General features: G+C 56.7%; 19 protein-coding genes and 2 pseudogenes. 14 read left to right on the forward strand and 7 right to left on the reverse strand.

Annotated features, from left to right (window positions below; all coding sequences use genetic code 11):
- The first annotated feature begins 147 nt into the window (after positions 1-147).
- The 14 genes and pseudogenes from CGZ77_RS10510 to CGZ77_RS10575 all read left to right on the forward strand — a co-directional run.
- On the forward strand, positions 148-351 hold the full coding sequence (locus tag CGZ77_RS10510) for a cold-shock protein (protein ID WP_003770035.1): 204 nt from the start codon (positions 148-150) through the stop codon (positions 349-351).
- 117 nt (positions 352-468) lie between these two features.
- Positions 469-675: a hypothetical protein gene (locus tag CGZ77_RS10515; RefSeq protein WP_009425726.1), complete on the forward strand. Its 207-nt coding sequence runs from the start codon at positions 469-471 to the stop codon at positions 673-675.
- A gap of 264 nt (positions 676-939) precedes the next feature.
- Positions 940-2,283: a Na(+)-translocating NADH-quinone reductase subunit A gene (locus CGZ77_RS10520; RefSeq protein ID WP_009425724.1), complete on the forward strand. Its 1,344-nt coding sequence runs from the start codon at positions 940-942 to the stop codon at positions 2,281-2,283.
- 2 nt (positions 2,284-2,285) lie between these two features.
- On the forward strand, positions 2,286-3,518 hold the full coding sequence (locus CGZ77_RS10525) for an NADH:ubiquinone reductase (Na(+)-transporting) subunit B (protein ID WP_009425723.1): 1,233 nt from the start codon (positions 2,286-2,288) through the stop codon (positions 3,516-3,518).
- Positions 3,511-4,287: a Na(+)-translocating NADH-quinone reductase subunit C gene (locus CGZ77_RS10530; protein WP_009425722.1), complete on the forward strand. Its 777-nt coding sequence runs from the start codon at positions 3,511-3,513 to the stop codon at positions 4,285-4,287. The genes CGZ77_RS10525 and CGZ77_RS10530 overlap by 8 nt, the downstream gene beginning before the upstream one ends.
- Positions 4,287-4,913 carry an NADH:ubiquinone reductase (Na(+)-transporting) subunit D gene (locus CGZ77_RS10535; protein ID WP_003741088.1) on the forward strand — a complete coding sequence of 209 codons (627 nt, stop codon included), beginning with the start codon at positions 4,287-4,289 and terminating at the stop codon, positions 4,911-4,913. The genes CGZ77_RS10530 and CGZ77_RS10535 overlap by 1 nt, the downstream gene beginning before the upstream one ends.
- A gap of 3 nt (positions 4,914-4,916) precedes the next feature.
- Positions 4,917-5,510 (forward strand): NADH:ubiquinone reductase (Na(+)-transporting) subunit E, encoded by a 594-nt coding sequence (nqrE, locus tag CGZ77_RS10540; RefSeq protein ID WP_003741087.1) that lies wholly within the window; start codon positions 4,917-4,919, stop codon positions 5,508-5,510.
- A 13-nt stretch (positions 5,511-5,523) separates the two neighbouring features.
- Positions 5,524-6,741, forward strand: a complete 1,218-nt coding sequence (nqrF, locus tag CGZ77_RS10545) for an NADH:ubiquinone reductase (Na(+)-transporting) subunit F (protein ID WP_009425721.1) — start codon at positions 5,524-5,526, stop codon at positions 6,739-6,741.
- A gap of 200 nt (positions 6,742-6,941) precedes the next feature.
- The gene (locus tag CGZ77_RS10550; RefSeq protein WP_094031170.1) at positions 6,942-7,739 is read left to right on the forward strand and encodes an ABC transporter permease; all 798 of its coding nucleotides are present in this window, start codon (positions 6,942-6,944) and stop codon (positions 7,737-7,739) included.
- Positions 7,739-8,431, forward strand: a complete 693-nt coding sequence (locus tag CGZ77_RS10555; RefSeq protein WP_198142881.1) for an ATP-binding cassette domain-containing protein — start codon at positions 7,739-7,741, stop codon at positions 8,429-8,431. Before CGZ77_RS10550 ends, CGZ77_RS10555 begins: the two co-directional genes overlap by 1 nt.
- A 253-nt stretch (positions 8,432-8,684) precedes the next feature.
- Positions 8,685-9,791, forward strand: coding sequence for an NnrS family protein (locus tag CGZ77_RS10560; protein ID WP_255351467.1), 1,107 nt, complete (start codon positions 8,685-8,687; stop codon positions 9,789-9,791).
- A gap of 70 nt (positions 9,792-9,861) precedes the next feature.
- Positions 9,862-10,905, forward strand: coding sequence for a nitronate monooxygenase family protein (locus CGZ77_RS10565; protein WP_009425716.1), 1,044 nt, complete (start codon positions 9,862-9,864; stop codon positions 10,903-10,905).
- 145 nt (positions 10,906-11,050) lie between these two features.
- Positions 11,051-12,676, forward strand: a complete 1,626-nt coding sequence (locus tag CGZ77_RS10570) for an ABC-F family ATPase (protein WP_094031171.1) — start codon at positions 11,051-11,053, stop codon at positions 12,674-12,676.
- 173 nt (positions 12,677-12,849) lie between these two features.
- Positions 12,850-13,151: pseudogene (locus CGZ77_RS10575) on the forward strand (IS1595 family transposase); the annotation flags it as partial.
- 36 nt (positions 13,152-13,187) lie between these two features.
- On the opposite strand, the pseudogene CGZ77_RS10580 reads toward CGZ77_RS10575, so the two are convergent.
- From CGZ77_RS10580 to CGZ77_RS10610, 7 genes and pseudogenes are all read right to left on the reverse strand, one after another.
- A pseudogene (locus CGZ77_RS10580) lies at positions 13,188-13,448 on the reverse strand (transposase); the annotation flags it as partial.
- A gap of 264 nt (positions 13,449-13,712) precedes the next feature.
- Positions 13,713-14,345 carry an NAD(P)-dependent oxidoreductase gene (locus CGZ77_RS10585; RefSeq protein WP_009425605.1) on the reverse strand — a complete coding sequence of 211 codons (633 nt, stop codon included), beginning with the start codon at positions 14,343-14,345 and terminating at the stop codon, positions 13,713-13,715.
- Between the two features lies 1 nt (position 14,346).
- On the reverse strand, positions 14,347-16,176 hold the full coding sequence (gene hutW / locus CGZ77_RS10590) for a heme anaerobic degradation radical SAM methyltransferase ChuW/HutW (RefSeq protein WP_009425604.1): 1,830 nt from the start codon (positions 16,174-16,176) through the stop codon (positions 14,347-14,349).
- A 233-nt stretch (positions 16,177-16,409) separates the two neighbouring features.
- Positions 16,410-17,207, reverse strand: a complete 798-nt coding sequence (gene ygiD / locus CGZ77_RS10595; protein WP_009425603.1) for a 4,5-DOPA dioxygenase extradiol — start codon at positions 17,205-17,207, stop codon at positions 16,410-16,412.
- A 381-nt stretch (positions 17,208-17,588) separates the two neighbouring features.
- Positions 17,589-18,071 (reverse strand): aminoacyl-tRNA deacylase, encoded by a 483-nt coding sequence (locus CGZ77_RS10600; protein WP_009425602.1) that lies wholly within the window; start codon positions 18,069-18,071, stop codon positions 17,589-17,591.
- 65 nt (positions 18,072-18,136) lie between these two features.
- The gene (locus CGZ77_RS10605; RefSeq protein ID WP_009425601.1) at positions 18,137-18,781 is read right to left on the reverse strand and encodes a TetR/AcrR family transcriptional regulator; all 645 of its coding nucleotides are present in this window, start codon (positions 18,779-18,781) and stop codon (positions 18,137-18,139) included.
- Between the two features lie 75 nt (positions 18,782-18,856).
- Positions 18,857-20,086 (reverse strand): multifunctional CCA addition/repair protein, encoded by a 1,230-nt coding sequence (locus CGZ77_RS10610; RefSeq protein WP_009425600.1) that lies wholly within the window; start codon positions 20,084-20,086, stop codon positions 18,857-18,859.
- Positions 20,087-20,126 lie beyond the last annotated feature (40 nt).

The raw sequence follows: 20,126 nt of genomic DNA on the forward strand, positions 1-20,126 counted from the left end.
GTTTATTGCTTGACTACATTGCTTAACATAGGTAAAAAGACGGTTAAGCCCGACTCGGACAATTACTCTAAAACGGAAAATGCGTCTTACGGTAATACCCCGTCCGGCTTGGTTTTATCAATTTTTCAATATAGAAAGTAGTAATTTATGGCAACCGGTACTGTTAAATGGTTTAACGATGCAAAAGGTTTTGGTTTCATCACCCCCGACGAAGGCGGCGACGATCTGTTCGCACATTTCTCCGCCATCAATATGGAAGGCTTCAAAACCCTGAAAGAGGGTCAGAAAGTTTCCTTTGATGTAACCAGCGGTCCCAAAGGCCTGCAAGCCGCCAATATCCAGGCAGCCTGAGCATCAGTATCCGATTGGCCGGTTTGTCCGGTTTCAAACGCTATGGCGGGTTTCATACCCGCCGTTTGTTTATCTGTAAGATTTGTTTATCCGTAAGAAAAGAAAAAAGGGAAAACCATGTCCGATTTCGAACAGGCGAAACGCCAGCTTGCCGAGATGATCGATTATCTGCGCAAAAACCAGTCGGCCGACTGCGCCGAAGCCGAAAAAGAAGACGAAGAACTGATACGCCTGACTTTGCAGCAGCGCATCCTGACCCCGACCGACGCCGTTACCATCGGCCGTATCGATCGGTATTACAAGAAGTTTTTCGACGGGCGCTGAACGCTTCCGAGCCAAGAGGCCGTCTGAAAACCCGCCGCCGCCGCGCAGCCGTTTTCAGACGGCCTCTTCATGGAATCTGCTGTAAAAAGCAGCAGCGCTATGGCAAAAAAAAGGCGCTTCCTGTAAAATCGGCGGGCTTATATTGTAAACAATCTTTACATTACGTCTGTTTTCAGGCGGAAAAACAAAGCCATAAGAATGCCGCCAACCCGAATAGTCGGCGGCTGCTGTATTTTTTAAACCTACCAAAAGTAATGCAGACCTATGATCAGAATCAAAAAAGGCTTGGATCTGCCCATTGCGGGCAGGCCGGAACAAACCGTCTTTGACGGTGCTGCCATTACCGAAATCGCGTTGCTTGGCGAAGAATATGCCGGTATGCGCCCCTCGATGAAAGTCAAAGAGGGCGATGCCGTCAAAAAAGGCCAAGTATTGTTTGAAGACAAGAAAAATCCGGGTGTGGTGTTCACCGCGCCGGCGGCGGGCGTGGTGTCCGCTATCAACCGTGGCGAAAAGCGCGTGTTTCAGTCGGTGGTTATCCGGCTTGAGGGCGACGGCGAAATCGAGTTCGACCGCTATGCGCCCGAAGAGCTGGCCAAGCTCGATGGCGACGCGGTGCGCCGCAATCTGATTCAGTCGGGCTTGTGGACGGCTTTCCGTACCCGCCCGTTCAGCAAAATTCCCGCTGTTGATGCCGCTCCGGCTTCGATTTTCGTCAACGCGATGGATACCAATCCGCTCGCGGCCGATCCCGTCGTTATCATCAAAGAGCACGCCGAAGATTTCAAACGCGGCCTGCTGGTGTTGAGCCGCCTTACCGAGCGCACGGTGAATGTGTGCAAGGCGGCAGGCGCGGATGTGCCGTCTGAAAACGCGGCCAATATCGCCGTGCACGAATTTTCCGGCCCCCATCCGGCGGGCTTGAGCGGTACGCACATTCACTTTATCGACCCGGTCGGCCTGAATAAAACCGTGTGGACCATCGGTTATCAAGACGTGATTGCCATTGGTCAGCTGTTTGCCACGGGCCGTCTGAACAACAGCCGTGTGGTGGCTTTGGGCGGCTCGCAGGTGAAGAAACCGCGTTTGCTCCGCACGCTCTTGGGCGCGAAAGTGTCCGAATTGTGCGCGGGCGAGCTGGAAGAGGGCGACAACCGTGTGATTTCCGGCTCGGTGTTAAACGGCGCGGTTGCGGCCGGCGCACACGATTATCTCGGCCGCTACCACAACCAGATTTCGGTTATCGAAGAGGGACGCAACAAGGAATTTATGGGCTGGATTGCGCCGCAACCCGACAAATATTCCATCACGCGCACCACGCTCGGCCATTTCCTGAAAAGCAAGCTGTTCAAATTCGACACCGCGCAAAACGGCGGCGACCGCGCGATGGTGCCCATCGGCACTTACGAGCGCGTGATGCCGCTCGACATTCTGCCCACGCTGCTGCTGCGCGATTTGATTGTCGGCGACAGCGACAGCGCGCAGGCTTTGGGCTGCCTGGAGCTTGACGAAGAAGATTTGGCTTTGTGCAGCTTCGTGTGCCCGGGCAAATACGAATACGGCGCGTTGCTGCGTAAGGTGCTGGAAACCATCGAGAAGGAAGGCTGAACATGGGCTTGAAACATTTTTTGGAAAAAATCGAACCCCAGTTTCTTCCCGGGGGCAAACACGAACGCTGGTACGCGCTTTATGAAGCCGTTGCCACGATTTTCTACACATCGGGTGCGGTAACGCGCAAAGCGGCACACGTCCGCGACGCGCTCGACTCCAAACGCATGATGATTTTGGTGTGGCTGGCTTTGTTCCCCGCCATGTTCTTCGGTATGTACAACGTCGGCGCGCAGGCATTCGGCGCGCTGACGCCTGATTTGCTGCAACAAAGCATCGCCGATGACTGGCATTACGCCCTTGCCAACGCTTTGGACATCAATATGTCGTCTGAAGCGGGCGTGTTGGGCAAAATGCTGTTCGGCGCGATTTACTTCCTGCCGATTTATGCGACCGTATTTGCCGTCGGCGGTTTCTGGGAAGTTTTGTTCGCCACCGTGCGTAAACACGAAATCAACGAAGGTTTCTTCGTTACTTCGATTTTGTTCGCCTTAATTGTTCCGCCTACGCTGCCGCTGTGGCAGGCCGCCTTGGGTATTACCTTCGGCGTGGTGGTTGCGAAAGAGGTATTCGGCGGTACGGGTAAAAACTTTATGAACCCCGCGCTGGCAGGCCGTGCCTTCTTGTTCTTCGCTTATCCCGCCAATATTACCGGCGACACCGTTTGGACAGCGGTTGACGGCTATTCCGGCGCAACTGCGCTGGCGCAATGGGCGGCAAATGGTTCAGAAGGCCTGAAAAATGCCGTTACCAATCAACCCATCACTTGGATGGATGCGTTTATCGGTAACTTGCCCGGTTCTATCGGCGAAGTATCCACTTTGGCGCTTTTAATCGGCGGCGCGTTTATCGTGTTTGCCCGCATCGCTTCTTGGCGCATTATTGCCGGTGTGATGATCGGTATGATTGCCATGTCTTCGCTGTTTAACGTTATCGGTTCGGACACCAATCCGATGTTCAGCATGCCTTGGTACTGGCATCTGGTCGTCGGCGGCTTCGCCATCGGTATGCTGTTTATGGCTACCGACCCCGTGTCCGCTTCCTTTACCAATGTCGGCAAATGGTGGTACGGCGCGCTAATCGGCGTGATGTGCGTGTTAATCCGCGTGGTCAATCCGGCTTACCCCGAAGGCATGATGTTGGCGATTCTGTTTGCCAACCTGTTTGCCCCGATTTTCGACTATTTCGTCGCACAAGCGAACATCAAACGCAGAAAGGCGCGCAGCAATGGCTAAGAAATTCGATAAAGACAGCTTCAGCGGCACGCTGATTGTGGTGTTGGCGGTCAGCCTGATTTGCTCGGTCATCGTGGCGGGCGCGGTTGTCGGCTTGAAACCGGTGCAGGAAAAACAAAAGGTTCAGGACAAGCAAAGCTACATCCTGAGCGTTGCTGGTTTGCTCGATAAAAATACCGACATCAGCAAAACCTTTGCCGACCGCATCGAACAACGCGTGGTCGATTTGGCGACCGGCGAATATGTGAAAGACGCGCCGAAAGACTTTAGCGCGCGCGTTGCCGCCAAAGACCCCGCGCAAAGCATCCAAATCAAACCCGAAGACGATTTGGCAGGCATCAAAAGCCGCGCCAAATACACCGAAGTTTATTTGGTAAAAGGCGATGACGGCAAAGTCAGCCAAATCATCCTGCCTATGCACGGCAACGGTTTGTGGTCAGTCATGTACGGCTTCGTCGCCATCCAACCTGACGGCAACACCATCAACGGCATCACCTACTACGACCAAGGCGAGACTCCGGGCTTGGGCGGCGAAATCGGCAATCCGTTGTGGCAACAGAAATTCGTCGGCAAAAAACTCTTTGACGAACAAGGCAAACTTGCCCTGCACGTCGGCAAAGGCGCAGGTTCGGATAAAGAACACGGCGTAGATGCACTCTCCGGCGCATCGCTGACTTCCAAAGGAGTACAAGGCTCGTTCGACTACTGGTTCGGCGAAAACGGCTATATCCCCTACCTGAATAAATTGAAATCAGCAGGAGCACAATAATGGCTGATATGAAACGCTTGAAACATTTAATGTTTTCACCCTTTATCGACAACAACCCGATTGCCTTGCAGGTTTTGGGTATTTGTTCGGCGCTGGCGGTTACCACCAAACTTCAGACGGCCATCGTGATGGGTATTTCCGTCAGTTTGGTAACCGGTTTTTCCAGCTTCTTCATCTCGCTGGTGCGCAACTACATTCCAAACAGCATCCGCATCATCGTGCAGATGGCGATTGTTGCATCGCTGGTTACGCTGGTTGACCAATTGTTGCAGGCCTATGCCTATGAATTGTCCAAACAGCTTTCCGTATTCGTCGGTCTGATTATTACCAACTGTATCGTGATGGGTCGTGCCGAAGCCTTCGCCATGAAAGAGCCGCCGCTGGAAAGCTTAGTGGACGGTATTGGTCAGGGCGCGGGTTACGGTATGTTGCTGATTATCATCGCCAGCATCCGTGAATTGATCGGTTCGGGCAAACTCTTTGGGTACACCATTTTCCAAACCGTACAGGACGGCGGCTGGTATCAAACCAACGGCCTCTTTCTGCTGGCACCGAGCGCGTTCTTCATCATCGGCTTTTTGATTTGGGGTTTGCGCACATGGAAACCCGAACAGGCGGAGAAATAAGACATGGAACACTATTTAAGCCTTTTTGTGAAATCCGTCTTCATTGAAAACATGGCGCTGTCCTTCTTCTTGGGCATGTGTACTTTCTTGGCGGTATCGAAAAAAGTATCCACCGCATTCGGCTTGGGCGTTGCCGTTACCTTCGTACTCGGTCTGTCTGTCCCTGCCAACCAACTCGTTTACTCGCTGCTCAAAGACGGCGCGATTGTCGAAGGCGTGGATTTGACCTTCTTGAAATTCATCACCTTCATCGGCGTGATTGCGGCTTTGGTGCAGATTTTGGAAATGTTCTTGGACAAATTCTTCCCCGCCCTCTACAACGCACTGGGTATTTACCTGCCGCTGATTACCGTAAACTGCGCGATTTTCGGCGCCGTTTCGTTTATGGCGCAACGCGAATACAACTTCGGCGAATCCGTCGTGTACGGCTTCGGCGCGGGCTTGGGCTGGATGTTGGCAATTGTCGCTTTGGCGGGCATTACCGAAAAAATGAAATATTCGGACGCTCCCAAAGGTCTTAAAGGACTGGGCATCACCTTCATCTCCGCCGGCCTGATGGCGATGGCGTTTATGTCGTTCTCCGGCATCCAGTTATAAGAAAGGATTCGGCATGGAAATTATTTTAGGTATCGTGATGTTTACCGTCATCGTCTTGGCTTTGGCACTGATGATTCTGTTTGCCAAATCCAAGCTGGTGAGCGAAGGCGACATCACCATCAAAGTCAATGATGAAAAAGAGCTGACTATGCCCGCCGGTGGCAAACTGTTGGGCGCGCTTGCCAGCCAAGGCATCTTCGTTCCCTCCGCCTGCGGTGGTGGTGGTTCGTGCGGACAATGCCGCGTTGTCGTGAAAAGCGGTGGCGGCGACATTCTGCCGACCGAGTTGTCCCACATCAGCAAACGCGAAGCACGCGAAGGCTGCCGTTTGTCTTGTCAGGTCAACGTCAAAAACGACATGGACATCGAAGTACCCGAAGAAGTGTTCGGCGTCAAAAAATGGGAATGCACCGTCATCTCCAACGACAACAAAGCCACCTTCATCAAAGAACTCAAACTCGCCATTCCCGAAGGCGAAGAAGTCCCCTTCCGTGCCGGCGGCTACATCCAAATCGACGCCCCGCCGCACACCGTGTACTACAAAGACTTCGACATCCCCGAGGAATACCACGAAGACTGGGACAAACACGACCTCTGGCGTTACGTCTCCAAAGTTGACGAACCCATCCTGCGCGCCTATTCCATGGCCTCCTACCCCGAAGAAAAAGGCATCATCATGCTCAACGTGCGTATCGCCACTCCGCCGCCGCGTATGCCTGATGTCCCTCCCGGCCAAATGTCGTCCTACATCTGGTCGCTCAAACCCGGCGACAAAGTAACCATCTCCGGCCCCTTCGGCGAATTTTTCGCCAAAGATACCGATGCCGAAATGGTCTTCATCGGCGGCGGCGCAGGCATGGCACCCATGCGCTCCCACATCTTCGACCAGCTCAAACGTCTTAAATCCAAACGCAAAATCTCGTTCTGGTACGGCGCGCGCTCCAAACGCGAAATGTTCTATGTCGAAGACTTCGACGGCCTGCAAGCCGAAAACGACAACTTCCAATGGCACGTCGCCCTGTCCGACCCCCTGCCCGAAGACAACTGGGACGGCTACACCGGCTTCATCCACAACGTGTTATACGAAAACTACCTCAAAAACCACGAAGCCCCCGAAGACTGCGAGTTCTACATGTGCGGCCCGCCCGTAATGAACCAGGCCGTCATCAAAATGCTCAAAGATTTGGGCGTGGAAGACGAAAACATCCTGCTCGACGATTTTGGAGGGTAGCAGACAATGAAAAAATGCGTGGGAAGCAACACTTCCCACGCATTTTTTCAGGCCGTCTGAAACCAAAAGGCCGTCTGAAACCCTTGCGGGCGGTAGTGTAAAGTGGTATTTACAATACCCGCCTGACACAATCCCAAACCCATCTTTTCAGACGGCCTTCCGCCTTCGAGGCCGTCTGAAAGCCGCAAACCGCAAAAGCCATGATTAAAACCGACAAAATCCGCAAGCCCCAGCCCGTGTTGTTTTACATTGCCGACTATCTTTGGAGCGGCTTTGCCGGCTTGGGCGTGGCAATGGCGGCGGTGGCCTTGTGGGCGTGGGGCAGCGCGGTGTTTGGCGAATTTATGCTGCCCGCGCCTTCGGCCGTGTTTGCGCAATCATTTGAATTGTTAAAACAATTTCAGGCGGCCGAATTGGGTGTGTCGCTGTGGCGCGCGTCGGCGGGCATTGGCATCGCGCTAGTGGCGGGCGTGTCGGCCGGTTTGCTGGCGGGGCGGTTTAAAACGGCGATGGCGCTGCTCAAACCGCTGATTACGGTGTTGCTGGCGATGCCGCCGATTATCTGGGTGGTGATGGCCTTGTTTTGGTTTGGCTTCGGCAATCCGAGCGTGCTGTTTACCGTGATTATTTTGGTGGCGCCGCTTACCTTTGCCGGTGCGGCGGCGGGCATGGCGAGCGTGGATAAGAAAAACGAAGAACTGTTCGACGCTTACCGCTTAGGCCGTCTGAAAAAAATCCGCTATTTGTATGTGCCGCACCTTACGGGCTATCTGCTCTCCAGCATCAGCGTGGCGGTGGCGATGGGCGTGAAAGTGGTGATTATGGCCGAGCTGTTGGGCGCAAGCGAGGGCATCGGGGCGCGGATTGCCGATGCGCGGGCAATGCTGGAAACCTCAAGCGTGATGGCTTATGTGGTCTTGGTGATTGCCTTTGTGTCGCTGTTTGAGTACCTGTTTGTCAAGCCTTTGGAAATTTTGTTTATGCCGTGGAGACGATGATGCTGGTGTTGGAAAACCTGCGTTTTGAAATCCTGCGCGATGTAGTGGTGCGCGATTTTTCGCTGACGCTGGACGCGGGCGAAGTGAAAACGCTGTTCGGCCCCAGCGGCTGCGGCAAGACGACGGTGTTGCGGCTGGCGGCGGGTTTGGAAACGCCCAAATCAGGCCGTCTGAACAACACTTTCCGCAAAACGGGCTTTCTGTTTCAGGAAAACCGCCTGCTCGACAACCTCACCGCGATGCAGAATATCGCCGTGTTTATGGAGCGCGCCGACGAAGCAGCCGTGCTTGTGCTGGCGGAAAAAGTCGGCCTCACGGCAGGCGATTTGAACAAATATCCGTCCGAATTGTCGGGCGGAATGGCCAAGCGGGTGGCGTTTTTGCGGCTGATGCTGTGCGGCTGCGATTTGGCCTTGCTGGACGAGCCTTTTGTCGGCCTCGACCGCGATTTGCGCGAGGTGTTGGCGGCGATGCTGGTGGAAAAAATCGAGCGCGAAGGCTGGGCGTGTTTACTGGTTACGCACGACCGCTTCGAGGCCGCCCGCCTGAGCCGCGAAATCATGCTGCTCGCGCCCAAAGGCATGGGCGTGGAAAAAACCATTTTCCTGCCCGAGCCGCTGTCTTCGCGCGATTCGGCCTACGAAGAAGCCGCCGTGGCAAGGGAATTTGGCGGCGTCCGCTACTATGAGTAGCCCCGTCATTCCGCCCGCCGCCGTTCAGACGGCCTCTGTTTTTTTCTAGGGGCTGTTTACAAACCAATTGCAAACAGCCCCTAAAGGCAGCCTGAAAACAAAATATCGGGTATCGTCCTATCGGTTTTTACCATTCGTCAAATATCATTGTTATAGTGAGTCAAAATAAAAAAGATACAAGGCAGCAAGCCGCAGGTTTTTGTGTGGACTTGCTATAAAACACCTGATCGGCCATACCAGCAAAGGTTTTAACTTGAACACCCGCAACCTGTTTTTCACCCACCCGATGCGCCCGTTTTTCACGGCGGCAGCAGCGGCGGCCGTGTTCGGCGCGGCCTCGTTTTTCCTGCGTGCCGACGCGGTATTGTTTCACCGCTTGGTGTTTTTGCAGCTGCTGCCTGCGGCGGCGTATAGCGGATTTTTATTAACCGCCGTGCCGGACTGGACGGGCTACACAGGCCGTCTGAAAAACATCGGCTTCGCGCTTTTTGCGCCGCCGGTTTTCGCCGCCCTCGCGCTGCCGTTTTGGCCGCAGGCCGCCGCGTTTGCCGTGGCCGCGTGCTGGTGGCTGCTGCTTGCGTTTTGCACATATTGCGTATGGCGCGGCCGCAATACCGACAATTTCGCCATCCTGCTGCTGCTTCTGCTGTTTGCCCTCGTTCAGACGGCCTATGCATCAAGCGGCAACTTGCGCCTTTTACGCAGCCTGATTCATCTCAACATCGCCGCCGTGATGCTGGTTTCCTTCCGCGTCAGCGTGGTTCTGGGCGCGGAGGCGCTCAAATCATGCCGTCTGAAAGACCCGGTGTTCATCCCCAATTTCGTTTACAAAAACATGGCCATCCTGTTTTTGTTGCTCTACGCCGCCGCCGAGCTGCGCCTGCCTGCCGAAGCGGCGGGATTCGGCGCACTTGCTGTCGGCTTTGTGATTCTGGCCAAGCTGCGCGATCTGCACCATTGGGAGTTGCTGCGCCGCCACTACATCGCGTTTTACTACCTTATCCAGCTATCCGCCGCCGCAGGCTATCTCTGGCTGGGCGCAAACACGCTGCTTGGCAATCCGCAGGGCGCGCCGCTGCACCTGATTACCCTCGGCGCGATGCTCGGCGCCATCATGCTGGTTTTTCTCACCGCCGGCCTGCGCCACAGCGGCTTTGTCGGGCTGAATTACCCCAAGCCCGCCCGCGCCGCCTTCTCCTGCCTGTTTGCCGCCGCCCTCTGCCGCGCCGTGTTGTCGGCTTGGCATCCGCTGTTTTTAATAACTGTACCCGCCGCGCTCGTTGCCGCCGCGTTTGCGCTCTATCTGTATTGCTTTATCCCGATATTTCGGGCAAACGCCTTTACCGACGACCCCGAATAAAGGCCGTCTGAAAGATCGTTTTCGGTTTTCAGACGGCCTCCACTCCAAAACCGTAAACAAAGGAGAAACCATGTCGAAAATCCTCTCTTCGCTGAAATACCCGATTATCCAGGCACCGATGGCCTTTGCCCACGATACCGCGCTGCCTCTGGCCGTGTGTCGCGCGGGCGGTTTGGGCTCGCTGGCAGCTGCGATGTATGCGCCCGACGCGCTGGCGGCGGCGCTGCAAACCATGCGCGACGAAGCGGGCTCGATGCCGTACAACGTGAATTTTTTTGCCCACCGCACGCCGTTTGCCGACGAAGCGCAGCATGCGGCCTGGCTGGCGGTATTGCAGCCGTTTTTCGCGGAATATGGCCTGACGCAGGCCGACATTCCCGCAAGCGGCGGGCGGCAGCCGTTTGACGAAGCCGCGCTGGCGCTGGTCGAACAATACCGCCCGCCCGTCGTCAGCTTCCATTTCGGCCTGCCGCCGCAGCCCATGCTCGAACGCGTGAAAAAAACGGGCGCTGAGGTTTGGGCGAGCGCTACCACTGTGGCCGAGGCGCGCTGGCTGGAAGGGCAGGGCGCGGACGCAGTGATCGCGCAAGGCTGGGAAGCGGGCGGCCACCGCGGCTGGTTTCTCGACAAAGACCCAAACGGCCAAAGCGGCCTGTTTGCCCTGCTGCCCTCCGTCGTCCGCGCGGTGAAGCTGCCCGTTGTCGCTGCGGGCGGTATTGCCGATGCGGCGGCGGTGCGCGCGGCCGTGGATTTGGGCACGGCGGCGGTGCAGGCGGGCACGGCGTTTCTGCTGGCGGACGAAGCGTGGACGAAACCCGCCCACCGCGCGGCGATACAGGCCGCGCAGCCGGAGGATACCGCCGTCAGCAATCTGTTCAGCGGCGGCGCGGCACGCGGTATCGTCAACCGCTTTATGCGCGAAGCCGGGCCGGCCAACCCCGCCGTGCTGCCGTTTCCGCTGGCAGGCGCGGCGGCGGGCGCATTGCGTGCGGCGGCCGAAGCGCAAGGCTCGTTTGACTTCACGCCGTTTTGGGCGGGGCAAAACGCCGCCCGCTCGCAAGCGGGCAGCGCGGCGGAGATTGTGGCGCGGCTGGCCGAGGGGCTGCGGCGCTGAGGCCGTCTGAAAACAAAAAACGGCAAAAGGCCGTCTGAAAACGCCGCGCGGCTTTCAGACGGCCTTTTTCAGACGGCCTCCCCCTTATGTTACAATCCGCCCATTTTTGATTACGCAAATTAACAGAAACAAAAGGATTCAAAACATGATTTCCACCAACAACATCACCATGCAGTTCGGCGCGAAGCCGCTGTTTGAAAACGTCTCCGTCAAATTCGGCGAAGGCAACCGCTACGGCCTGATCGGCGCGAACGGCTCAGGCAAATCCACCTTCATGAAGATTTTGGGCGGCGATTTGGAGCAGACCAGCGGCGAAGTGGCGATTGAAAACGGTGTGCGCTTGGGCAAACTGCGCCAAGACCAGTTTGCCTACGAAGACATGCGCGTGCTGGACGTGGTGATGATGGGGCACACCGAAATGTGGGCGGCGATGACCGAACGCGACGCGATTTACGCCAACCTCGAAGCCACCGAAGACGACTACATGAAAGCCGCCGAACTGGAAGCCAAGTTCGCCGAATACGACGGCTACACCGCCGAAGCGCGTGCCGCCGAATTATTGAGCGGCGTGGGCATTGCCGAAGAACTGCACAACGCCACCATGGCGGAAGTCGCGCCCGGCTTCAAACTGCGCGTGTTGCTGGCACAAGCCCTGTTTTCCAAACCCGACGTTCTGCTCTTGGACGAGCCGACCAACAACTTGGACATCAACACCATCCGCTGGCTGGAAGGCGTGTTGAATCAATACGATTCCACCATGATTATCATCAGCCACGACCGCCACTTCCTCAACGAAGTCTGCACCCACATGGCGGATTTGGACTACAACACCATCACCGTTTACCCCGGCAATTACGACGACTACATGCTGGCCTCCGCCCAATCCCGCGAACGTGCCCTCAAAGACAACGCCAAAGCCAAAGAAAAACTGCAAGAACTGCAAGAGTTTGTCGCCCGCTTCTCCGCCAACAAATCCAAAGCCCGCCAAGCCACCAGCCGTCTGAAACAGGCCGACAAAATCAAAGCAGAAATGGTGGAAGTGAAACCCTCCACCCGCCAAAACCCCTACATCCGCTTTGAAACCGACGAAAAAGCCAAGCTGCACCGTCAGGCCGTTGAAGTGGAAAACCTCGCCAAATCGTTTGACAAAAAATTGTTTGAAAAACTGGGCTTTATTTTGGAAGCCGGCCAGCGTCTCGCCATCATCGGCCCCAACGGCGCGGGCAAATCCACGCTGCTGAAACTCTTGGCAGGCGCGTACAACGCCGAGTATTCAGACGGACTCACGCCCGATGCAGGCAGCATCAAATGGGCGGAAAAAGCCCACGTCGGCTACTACCCGCAAGACCACGAAAACGACTTCGACGTGGAAATGAACCTCACCGAATGGATGCGCCAATGGGGTCAGGAAGGCGACGACGAACAAGTCATCCGCGGCACGCTGGGGCGTTTGCTGTTCGGCAGCAACGATGTGGTCAAACAAGTGAAAGTGCTCTCCGGCGGCGAAAAAGGGCGCATGCTCTACGGCAAACTGCTGCTGCTAAAACCCAATGTGCTGGTGATGGACGAACCCACCAACCACATGGACATGGAAAGCATCGAATCGCTCAACATGGCACTGGAAAAATACAACGGCACACTGATTTTCGTCTCGCACGACCGCCAGTTCGTCTCCTCGCTCGCCACCCAAATCATCGAATTGGACGGCAACGGCGGGTATGAGCATTATCTGGGGGATTATGAGAGCTATTTGGAGAAGAAAGGGGTTTGATTGGAAAGAAGGCAGCCTGAAAGGTTTTTTGCATATATTTCAGCAGTGTAGCTTGGATCGAGACTCAACATGACCGGCAATCAAAAAGTTGGGAGTACAACCCAACTTACCTTGCTGATAAAAATTAGGGGCTTAGGAAGAAAAATCACCCAAATCAGTGATAAGCTTCTGAAATGAAATTAAAAAACAAGTACCAAAAGTTCAGCAAAATTTCTGAACCACAATTTCGTCAAATTCTACGGCTATTTGCCTTGGATTTGACTGCTTCTGATACTGCCAGACTAACTGGCATCAGTGTCAGAAGTATCAACACGCTATTCTTAAAATTACGCAACGGTTAGCTGCCGAATGCGAGCAGCAAACTCCTTTTGATGGCGTTGTTGAATTTGACGAATCCTACTTTGGTGCGAAGCGTATTCGTGGCAAACGCGGACGCGGTGCTGGTGGTAAAACCATTGTCTTTGGGGTACTCAAATGGGGCGATAAGGTTTGGGGCTGTACTAGATAAGCCCTAAATTTCACACCACCGACGCAGCACTTTAAGCTGCTCGGAGGGTGTGCCAAAGTTAAAACGGAACTCGCATTCTTTCAAGAAAAGCGGGAAAGATTTACGGTCGATTCCATTGTATTTGCGCAGTACGCGCTTTGCCTGATTCCAGAAATTTTCAATGCCGTTGATATGGTTCTGTCTGTCGGCAAACAGCTTGCTGTGATTAATGCGGTGGTGGGTAAATCCGCTTACATCCAACACATCATAGCTGCTCAAACAATCGTTTATGTGCGGCATGGTAGCCTGCGTGGGCGGCGGCTGGCAAGCAATTAATAATACTTGGGGCTGTACTAGGGGCTGTTGCTTGCGACCATGCGTTCCTTACTGTTTGAGAGGCCGTCTGAAACCGCAAACCCTGGTTTCAGACGGCCTCTGCTTTTGCCGCATGATCTGCCGCGGCCTTGGCAACTAGGTAAACGCAAACACGAAAAGGCCGTCTGAAACTTTGAATGCGGGTTTCAGACGGCCTTTTTATGCTGTTGCGGTTTAAGCGGTGACGGAATAGACGGTTTCAGACGGCCACGGTTCTGCCGCGATGACGGAGGCGACGGCGGCGGCGAGGCCGTTTCTGTCCATGTAGTCGCGCGGGATTTCTGTGAGACCGGTGTGCAGGGTGTGGCTGCCGCCTTTGTCGTCGCCGAGGCCGCAGGGGCGGAGGATGACCCATTGCAGGGAGCTTTGGCGCAGGTGGTTTTCGGCTTCGGTTTTGGCGCGGACGGCTTCGCCGAGGGCTTGTTTGAACATGTCGCTCATGCCTTCGTATTGTTCGCCGCAGCCCATGCTGGTGACGAGCAGCAGACGCGCCTGCGGGGCTTGGGCGGCAAGGGCGTCGATGATGTTGATGTTGCCTGCGGCGTCGCTGCGTATGCCCGCGCTGTTTTTGCCACCGACGAAGCTGACGACGGTTGCGGGGCGGCTTTGGCGCACGGCGTCGGCGCAGGCTTGCAGGTCGAGGACGTCGGCGGTGAGGGTTTGCACTTTGTGTTCGGCGTAAAACGGGTCGTCTGCCTGTTCGCTGCTGCGCAAAACGGCGGTGAGGCCGTCTGAAAAGCCGTTTTGGCGCAGGTGGGCGATGAGGGCGCGGCCGCTTTTGCCGTTGGCGCCGAAGATGGTGATCATGTTATGCCTCCCCGATGCCGAAGAGGGCGCGCATGGCTTGGATTTGGCGTTCGATGAGTTCGCCGTTTTCGTCGCGGCCGACGTAGATTTTGAACATGGCGCCGCCTGCGCGGTTGATGAAGTTGAGGGAGACGGTGCGTTTGCCCATGAAGGGGCGTTCGATGAGGTAGATGGCGGCGCAGTTTTCGTAGTAGATGTGGCCGTGGATGCCGCCGGGTTCGCTTTCTTTGAAGTTGTAGAAGCCGCGGCCGACGCTGCCGTCGGGCAGTTTGCCGGTGACTTCGGCGATGACGTCGGGGGTGTGGGCGATGAAGGTGACGGCTTCGTTCCAGGCGGCGACGGCCTGCATGATTTCGACGAAGCGGCCGCCGTCGGTTTGGTGCACGGTGCCGGCGGGCAGGCAGTTGATGATTTCTTCAAAAGTGCACTGGTGTTTGGCAGCCAGCATTTCGAGGATTTGGCCGGGGTTTTCGGCCAGGGTGTTGCGCAGGACGGTTTTTTGTTCGTCGGAAAGGGGGGTGTTCATGGTTTGCTCCTTGTCTTCGGTTGCGGGTAACGCAAGCATGAGCCTGCGGGTGAGGGTGGGCGACCAGTAGCGGCCGCTGGTGTTGAGACGGATGAGGCCGTCTGAATCGGGTGTGCCCATGAGGCCGAGTCCGGCCCACTGCGTCAAGAGGGCGGCGGCGCGGGGGTGGGGGGCGAAGAGGCGGCTGTCGATGTATCCGAGTTCGATGTCGTGCTGCAAGCGGCCGAGCAGGTATTTGTTGTCGCTGTGGCGGCTCATGTGGCTGATGTTTTTTTGCCCGGCGGGGGTGGCGAGGTAGTTTTCGAGATCGCTTTGTACCTGATAGCTGTAGCCGCCGCCGTTGCCGCCCGCGCCCGAGCCGAAGGCGAGGCAGGGAATGTTGGATTTGACGAGGTTGTTGTACAGGTTGCGCTCGCCGCGTCCGGGGTAGGCGAAGTGGTTGTTGCTGATTTGCCGCCAGCCTTGCTTGGCCATGTAGTCGACGGTGTGGGCGTATTGCACGGCCTGGATGTCGAAACCGGCGGGGGCGGGAAACGCGCCTTTTTCTATCATGCGGTTGATGGGTAGGAAGGGGTAGCAGTTGAAGGCGTAGGTGTCGAGTCCGGCCAGCGGCAGGGCGGCGGCGGTGCGCAGGTCGTTTTGCCAGATTTCTTCCGTTTGGCCGGGCAGGCCGAAAATAAGATCGGCCACCAAAACGGTTTTCAGACGGCCTAAGCGTTCGAGATAGGCCGCCGCTTCTTCGCCGCTGTGTTTGCGGCCGAGGCGGCGGCGGATGTGGGTGTTGAAGGTTTGTACGCCGATGGAGATGCGGGTGACGCCCGCATCGATGGCGGCCTGCGCTTTGTCAAGGTCGAAATGGCTCATGCGGCCTTCGAGGGTGAATTCGCAGTCGTCGGCCAGCGGCAGGTATCGGTAGCAGGCGCGGATAAGGCGCACGAGGTCGCCGGTGAGCAGGGCGGTGGGGGTGCCGCCGCCGAAATAGACGGCGCGGATTTTGCCGCCGCCTTGGCGGATTTCGGCTTCTTGGGCGAGCTCTTCGATAACCTTGTCGGTGTAGCGTTGGCTTTGATCGTCTTTCCAAGCGTTGCGGTAGAAACCGCAGAAAACGCAGTGGTTGGCGCAGAAGGGGATGTGCAGATAGGCCAGCGCGTCTTCGTGTAAAACGGTTTGTGCCTGCTCGCGCCAAAGCTGCTGCCATTGGCCGTTTGGCACGGGCAGGCCGCCCCATATCGGCATCAGAGCCTGGCGTTCGGGAAAGGCGTCGGGCACGGCTTGGTCGGACCGGATTTTTATTACTTGATTCATATTATCATGATATATAATCTAATGGTAACCATTATTGTATAAAATGATATTATGAATTTTGATTTATATCAAGTTTTGTAAGCGTATGTTGGCAAGACGGAAACTGCGGTTTACTCAAATGATGTTGTGTGTATAGTCTATTGTTTTATCAGTAAAAAACATATGAATAAATTAGATTTCAAGCACAATCCTGCCTTATATACCTGTTTTCAGACGGCCTTAATATCCGCGCATCAACCCACTTTTACCGAAGTCATACTCAAAGACCCGCCGACCAGCGCGTCGTTGAACAGCTCCACCGGTTCGCCCTCATCGCGCAATGCCGCAGCATACAAGAGCGGCAGATAGTGTTCGGGCGTGGGTACGGACAACGCGGCGGCATCGCCGAGACGCAGATAATCGGTCAGCGTATCGTTGTCCCCCTGCATTACGGCTTGGTTGATGTGGTAGGCAAATTCAAACGCCCAAGCGTAACCCGTGCCGATTTGGTCGATGTGTTCGCGGCTCATCAGACGCAGGTTGTGGACGATGTTGCCGCTGCCTGCCACCAATACGCCTTCGTCGCGCAACGGCCGCAATTTGCGTGCCAGCTCAAAATGCTGCTGCGCGCCCAACCGGCTGTCGATGCTCAGTTGGACAACCGGAATATCGGCATCAGGATACAAATGCTTCATTACCGTCCACATTCCGTGATCAAAACCGCGCTCACGATTTTCGTGCACGTCCTCGTCCGACAGAAGTTCGCGCACCCGTGCAACCAATGCGCTGCTGCCTTGAGCGGGGTAATCCACCTGATACAGCTCGCTTGGAAAACCGTAAAAATCGTAAACCAGCCCCGGCCTCTCGGCCGCCGTTAGCTCCAATGACGCGCCGTACCAGTGCGCCGACACCATCAACACAGCCTTAGGCTTGGCAAAAGTCTGCGCGACGCGGGCAAAACCTTGGTTAAACGGATTGTCGCGCTTGAGTACGTTCATCGGATTGCCGTGGCCGAGAAACAGGGCAGGCATTTTGATTGGTTTGCTGTTCATGATGCTTTCTCTTTTTATGCGTGTGCAAAGGTACGGATTGTAGAAGCGCTGCAGAGACGGATAAAGACGGCTTTCGCAGAGGCTGCGTTAACCGGATGTTGATGATGCGCGTTTGGAGGCCGTTCCTGCCTGCGCGGAAGCAATGTTTATAAGCTGAAGTTTCAACGAAGTGGAAAAAGAATTTGTCATGTCTGTGTTCAAACGATTTGTTCTGTTAACGTCGTATCAGAGTATCATCGGTAAACGCGTGCGCTACAGGGCGGCATATTCTATGCGGCTTGGCTCAAACGATGCTGGATCCTGCGGGTAGAAGGCCGTCTGAAAGCCGAATCCGGGCTTTCAGACGGCCTTTTTCAGACGGCCTTTCGTGTTGCGGTTGTGCTAATCCGTTGCCACGTCGACGCTTTGCGGGTTGAGGGTGTGCAGCACCTGCGGGCTGATTTCGACGAGGAAGCCGCGTTTGCCGCCGTTGATGTAAATGGTGTCCAAATCCAAGATGCTGCGTTCGACGAAGACGGGCAGGGCGGTTTTGGTGCCGAAGGGGCTGGTGCCGCCGACGAGGTAGCCCGTCCATTTGGCGGCCTGCTGCGGGGCGGCCGGTTCGATATGTTTCATGCCCAGTTGGCGGGCGAGGTTGCGGGTGGAGATTTGCCGGTCGCCGTGCATGAGGACGATGAGGCCTTTTTTGGCTTCGTTTTGCAGGACGATGGTTTTGACGACTTGGTGTTCGGGCACGTTGAGGCAGGCGGCGGAATGCGCCGTGCCGCCGTGTTCTTCGTAGGGGTAGAGGCGGGGGGTGAAGGCGGCGCGGGCGGCGCGCAGGAAGCGGACGGCGGGGGTGACGGGGTAATCGGGTTTGCTCATGGTGCGGCTCGGGGGCGGTTTGTGCCTGTATCCGTTTGGGGCATAACGGGGCGGGGCTGTGGGTTTCAGGCTTTGAGTTTGGCGTTGATGGCGGCGAACTCGGCGCGGTGGTCGGGGTGGATGTAGGGTTTGAGCAGGCTGAGGTTGCGCAGCACGCCCAGGCGTTTGGTGTCTTCGGGCAGTTTGCCGCTGCGGCGTACGGAGCCGTGCAGGTCGAACCAGTATTTGGTGATGATCCACATGTTGAGGGCGAGGTTTTGCAGGTCTTCTTTGTCGGCCTGCAGGATGCCGGTGGCGGCGAGGTGTTCGAGGTAGCGCAGGACGACGGGGGAGGCTTTGGCGCGGGTGAATTCGTTGTAGTCGCCCAGAAGTTCGGCGTTGCGCGAAAGGAGGGCGTTGGTGTCGCTGAACAGGAAGCGGTAGTCCCACATGGTGGCGAAGATGGCGTCGAGGTAGGCGGCGACGTCGGACAGGTTTTGCGGGGCGTCGGCTTCGCGGATTTGCGCCATCATGGTGCTGCTGTAGCGGCGGTGGAGCTGGAGGATGATTTCGTCTTTGTTGCGGAAGTGGTAGTAGAGGTTGCCGGGGCTGATGCCGAGGTAGGCGGCGATGTGGTTGGTGGTGGTGGCGCGTTCGCTTTCTTCGTTGAAGAGTTTGAGGGCGGCGTCGAGGATGCGGTTGTAGGTGTTGGGGCGGGTTTCTTTGGTCATGTTTTTTTCCGTTTGGTTTGTCGGAGACCGTCTGAAAGGGGCGTTTCACGTTTTAATTTCGTTGAAGCTTCGCTTTCATACGGCCGTTTTGCGGTAGGGTTCGTGCACGGCTTGGAGTTTTGCCAGGCGCGCGCGTCTGACGGCTTCGGGTATGCGCGCGGGGTCGGTGCAGGAGGCGGCGACGGCGGCGGTGTCGGTTTCGTTGGCGGCGGACAGGAGGGCAAGCCAGTGCGCCATTTGCGGGTAGGGTTCGTGTTCCCTGCCCAGGCGTCCCTGCACGTCGGCCAGGCAGACGTTTAAGGCCGTCTGAAAACGTTCGGGGCGGCGGAAGGCGTCGGTGCGCTGCAAAACGTCGAGGGCGGTGGCAGGGCGCAGGGTTTTGACGCTGTGGAGGATGATGTGCCAGCGGCAGACGAGTTCGGCCAACTCGGCGCAGGCTTTGGGTACGCGCCAGCGGCGGTTGACGGCTTGGACGGGTTTGACGCCCGCAATGTCGTGGCCGTGGTGGCGCGGCAGGATGTCGGGCGGGGTGAGGGCTTTGCCCAAATCGTGCAGCATAGCGGCGTAGCGTTCGGGCAGGCTCAGGCCGAGGTCGGCGGCGCGTTGCAGGGTCATGAGTGTGTGGATACCGCTGTCGATTTCAGGGTGGTGTTCGGCACGCTGCGGCACGCCGAACAGGGCGTCCACTTCGGGCAGGATGGTTTTGAGCGCGCCGCATTCGCGCAAAACTTCAATCATGCGGCGCGGCTGTTTTTCCATCAGGCCTTTGGCCAGCTCCTGCCAGACGCGTTCGGCAACGAGGGCGTCGGCTTCGCCCGCATCCACCATTTGTTTCATCAGGCTCATGGTTTCGGGGGCGACGGCAAAGCCGTAGCGGGCGGCGAAGCGGGCGGTGCGCAGGATGCGGACGGGGTCTTCGGCGAAGGCGGGGGATACGTGGCGCAGGATTTTGTTTTGCAGATCGGCGCGGCCGCCGAAGGGGTCGGTGATGCGGCCGTCTTTGTCCTGTGCCATGGCGTTGATGGTGAGGTCGCGCCGCATCAGGTCTTGTTCGAGGGTGACGCTTTTGTCGGCGTGGAAGGCAAAGCCTGCGTAGCCTTTGCCGGTTTTGCGTTCGGTGCGGGCGAGGGCGTATTCTTCGTGCGTTTCGGGATGGAGGAAGACGGGAAAGTCTCTGCCGACGGGCTGATAGCCCTGCGCCAGCATGGCTGCGGCGTCCGCACCGACGACCACCCAGTCGCGGTCTTTTACTGCCAATCCGAGCAGGGCGTCGCGCACCGCGCCGCCGACGAGATAGGTTTGCATGTTCTGCCCTTTGCTGATGCCCTTTGAGGGGGCGGATTAT

Source organism: Neisseria sp. KEM232, from assembly GCF_002237445.1.
Taxonomy (GTDB): domain Bacteria; phylum Pseudomonadota; class Gammaproteobacteria; order Burkholderiales; family Neisseriaceae; genus Neisseria.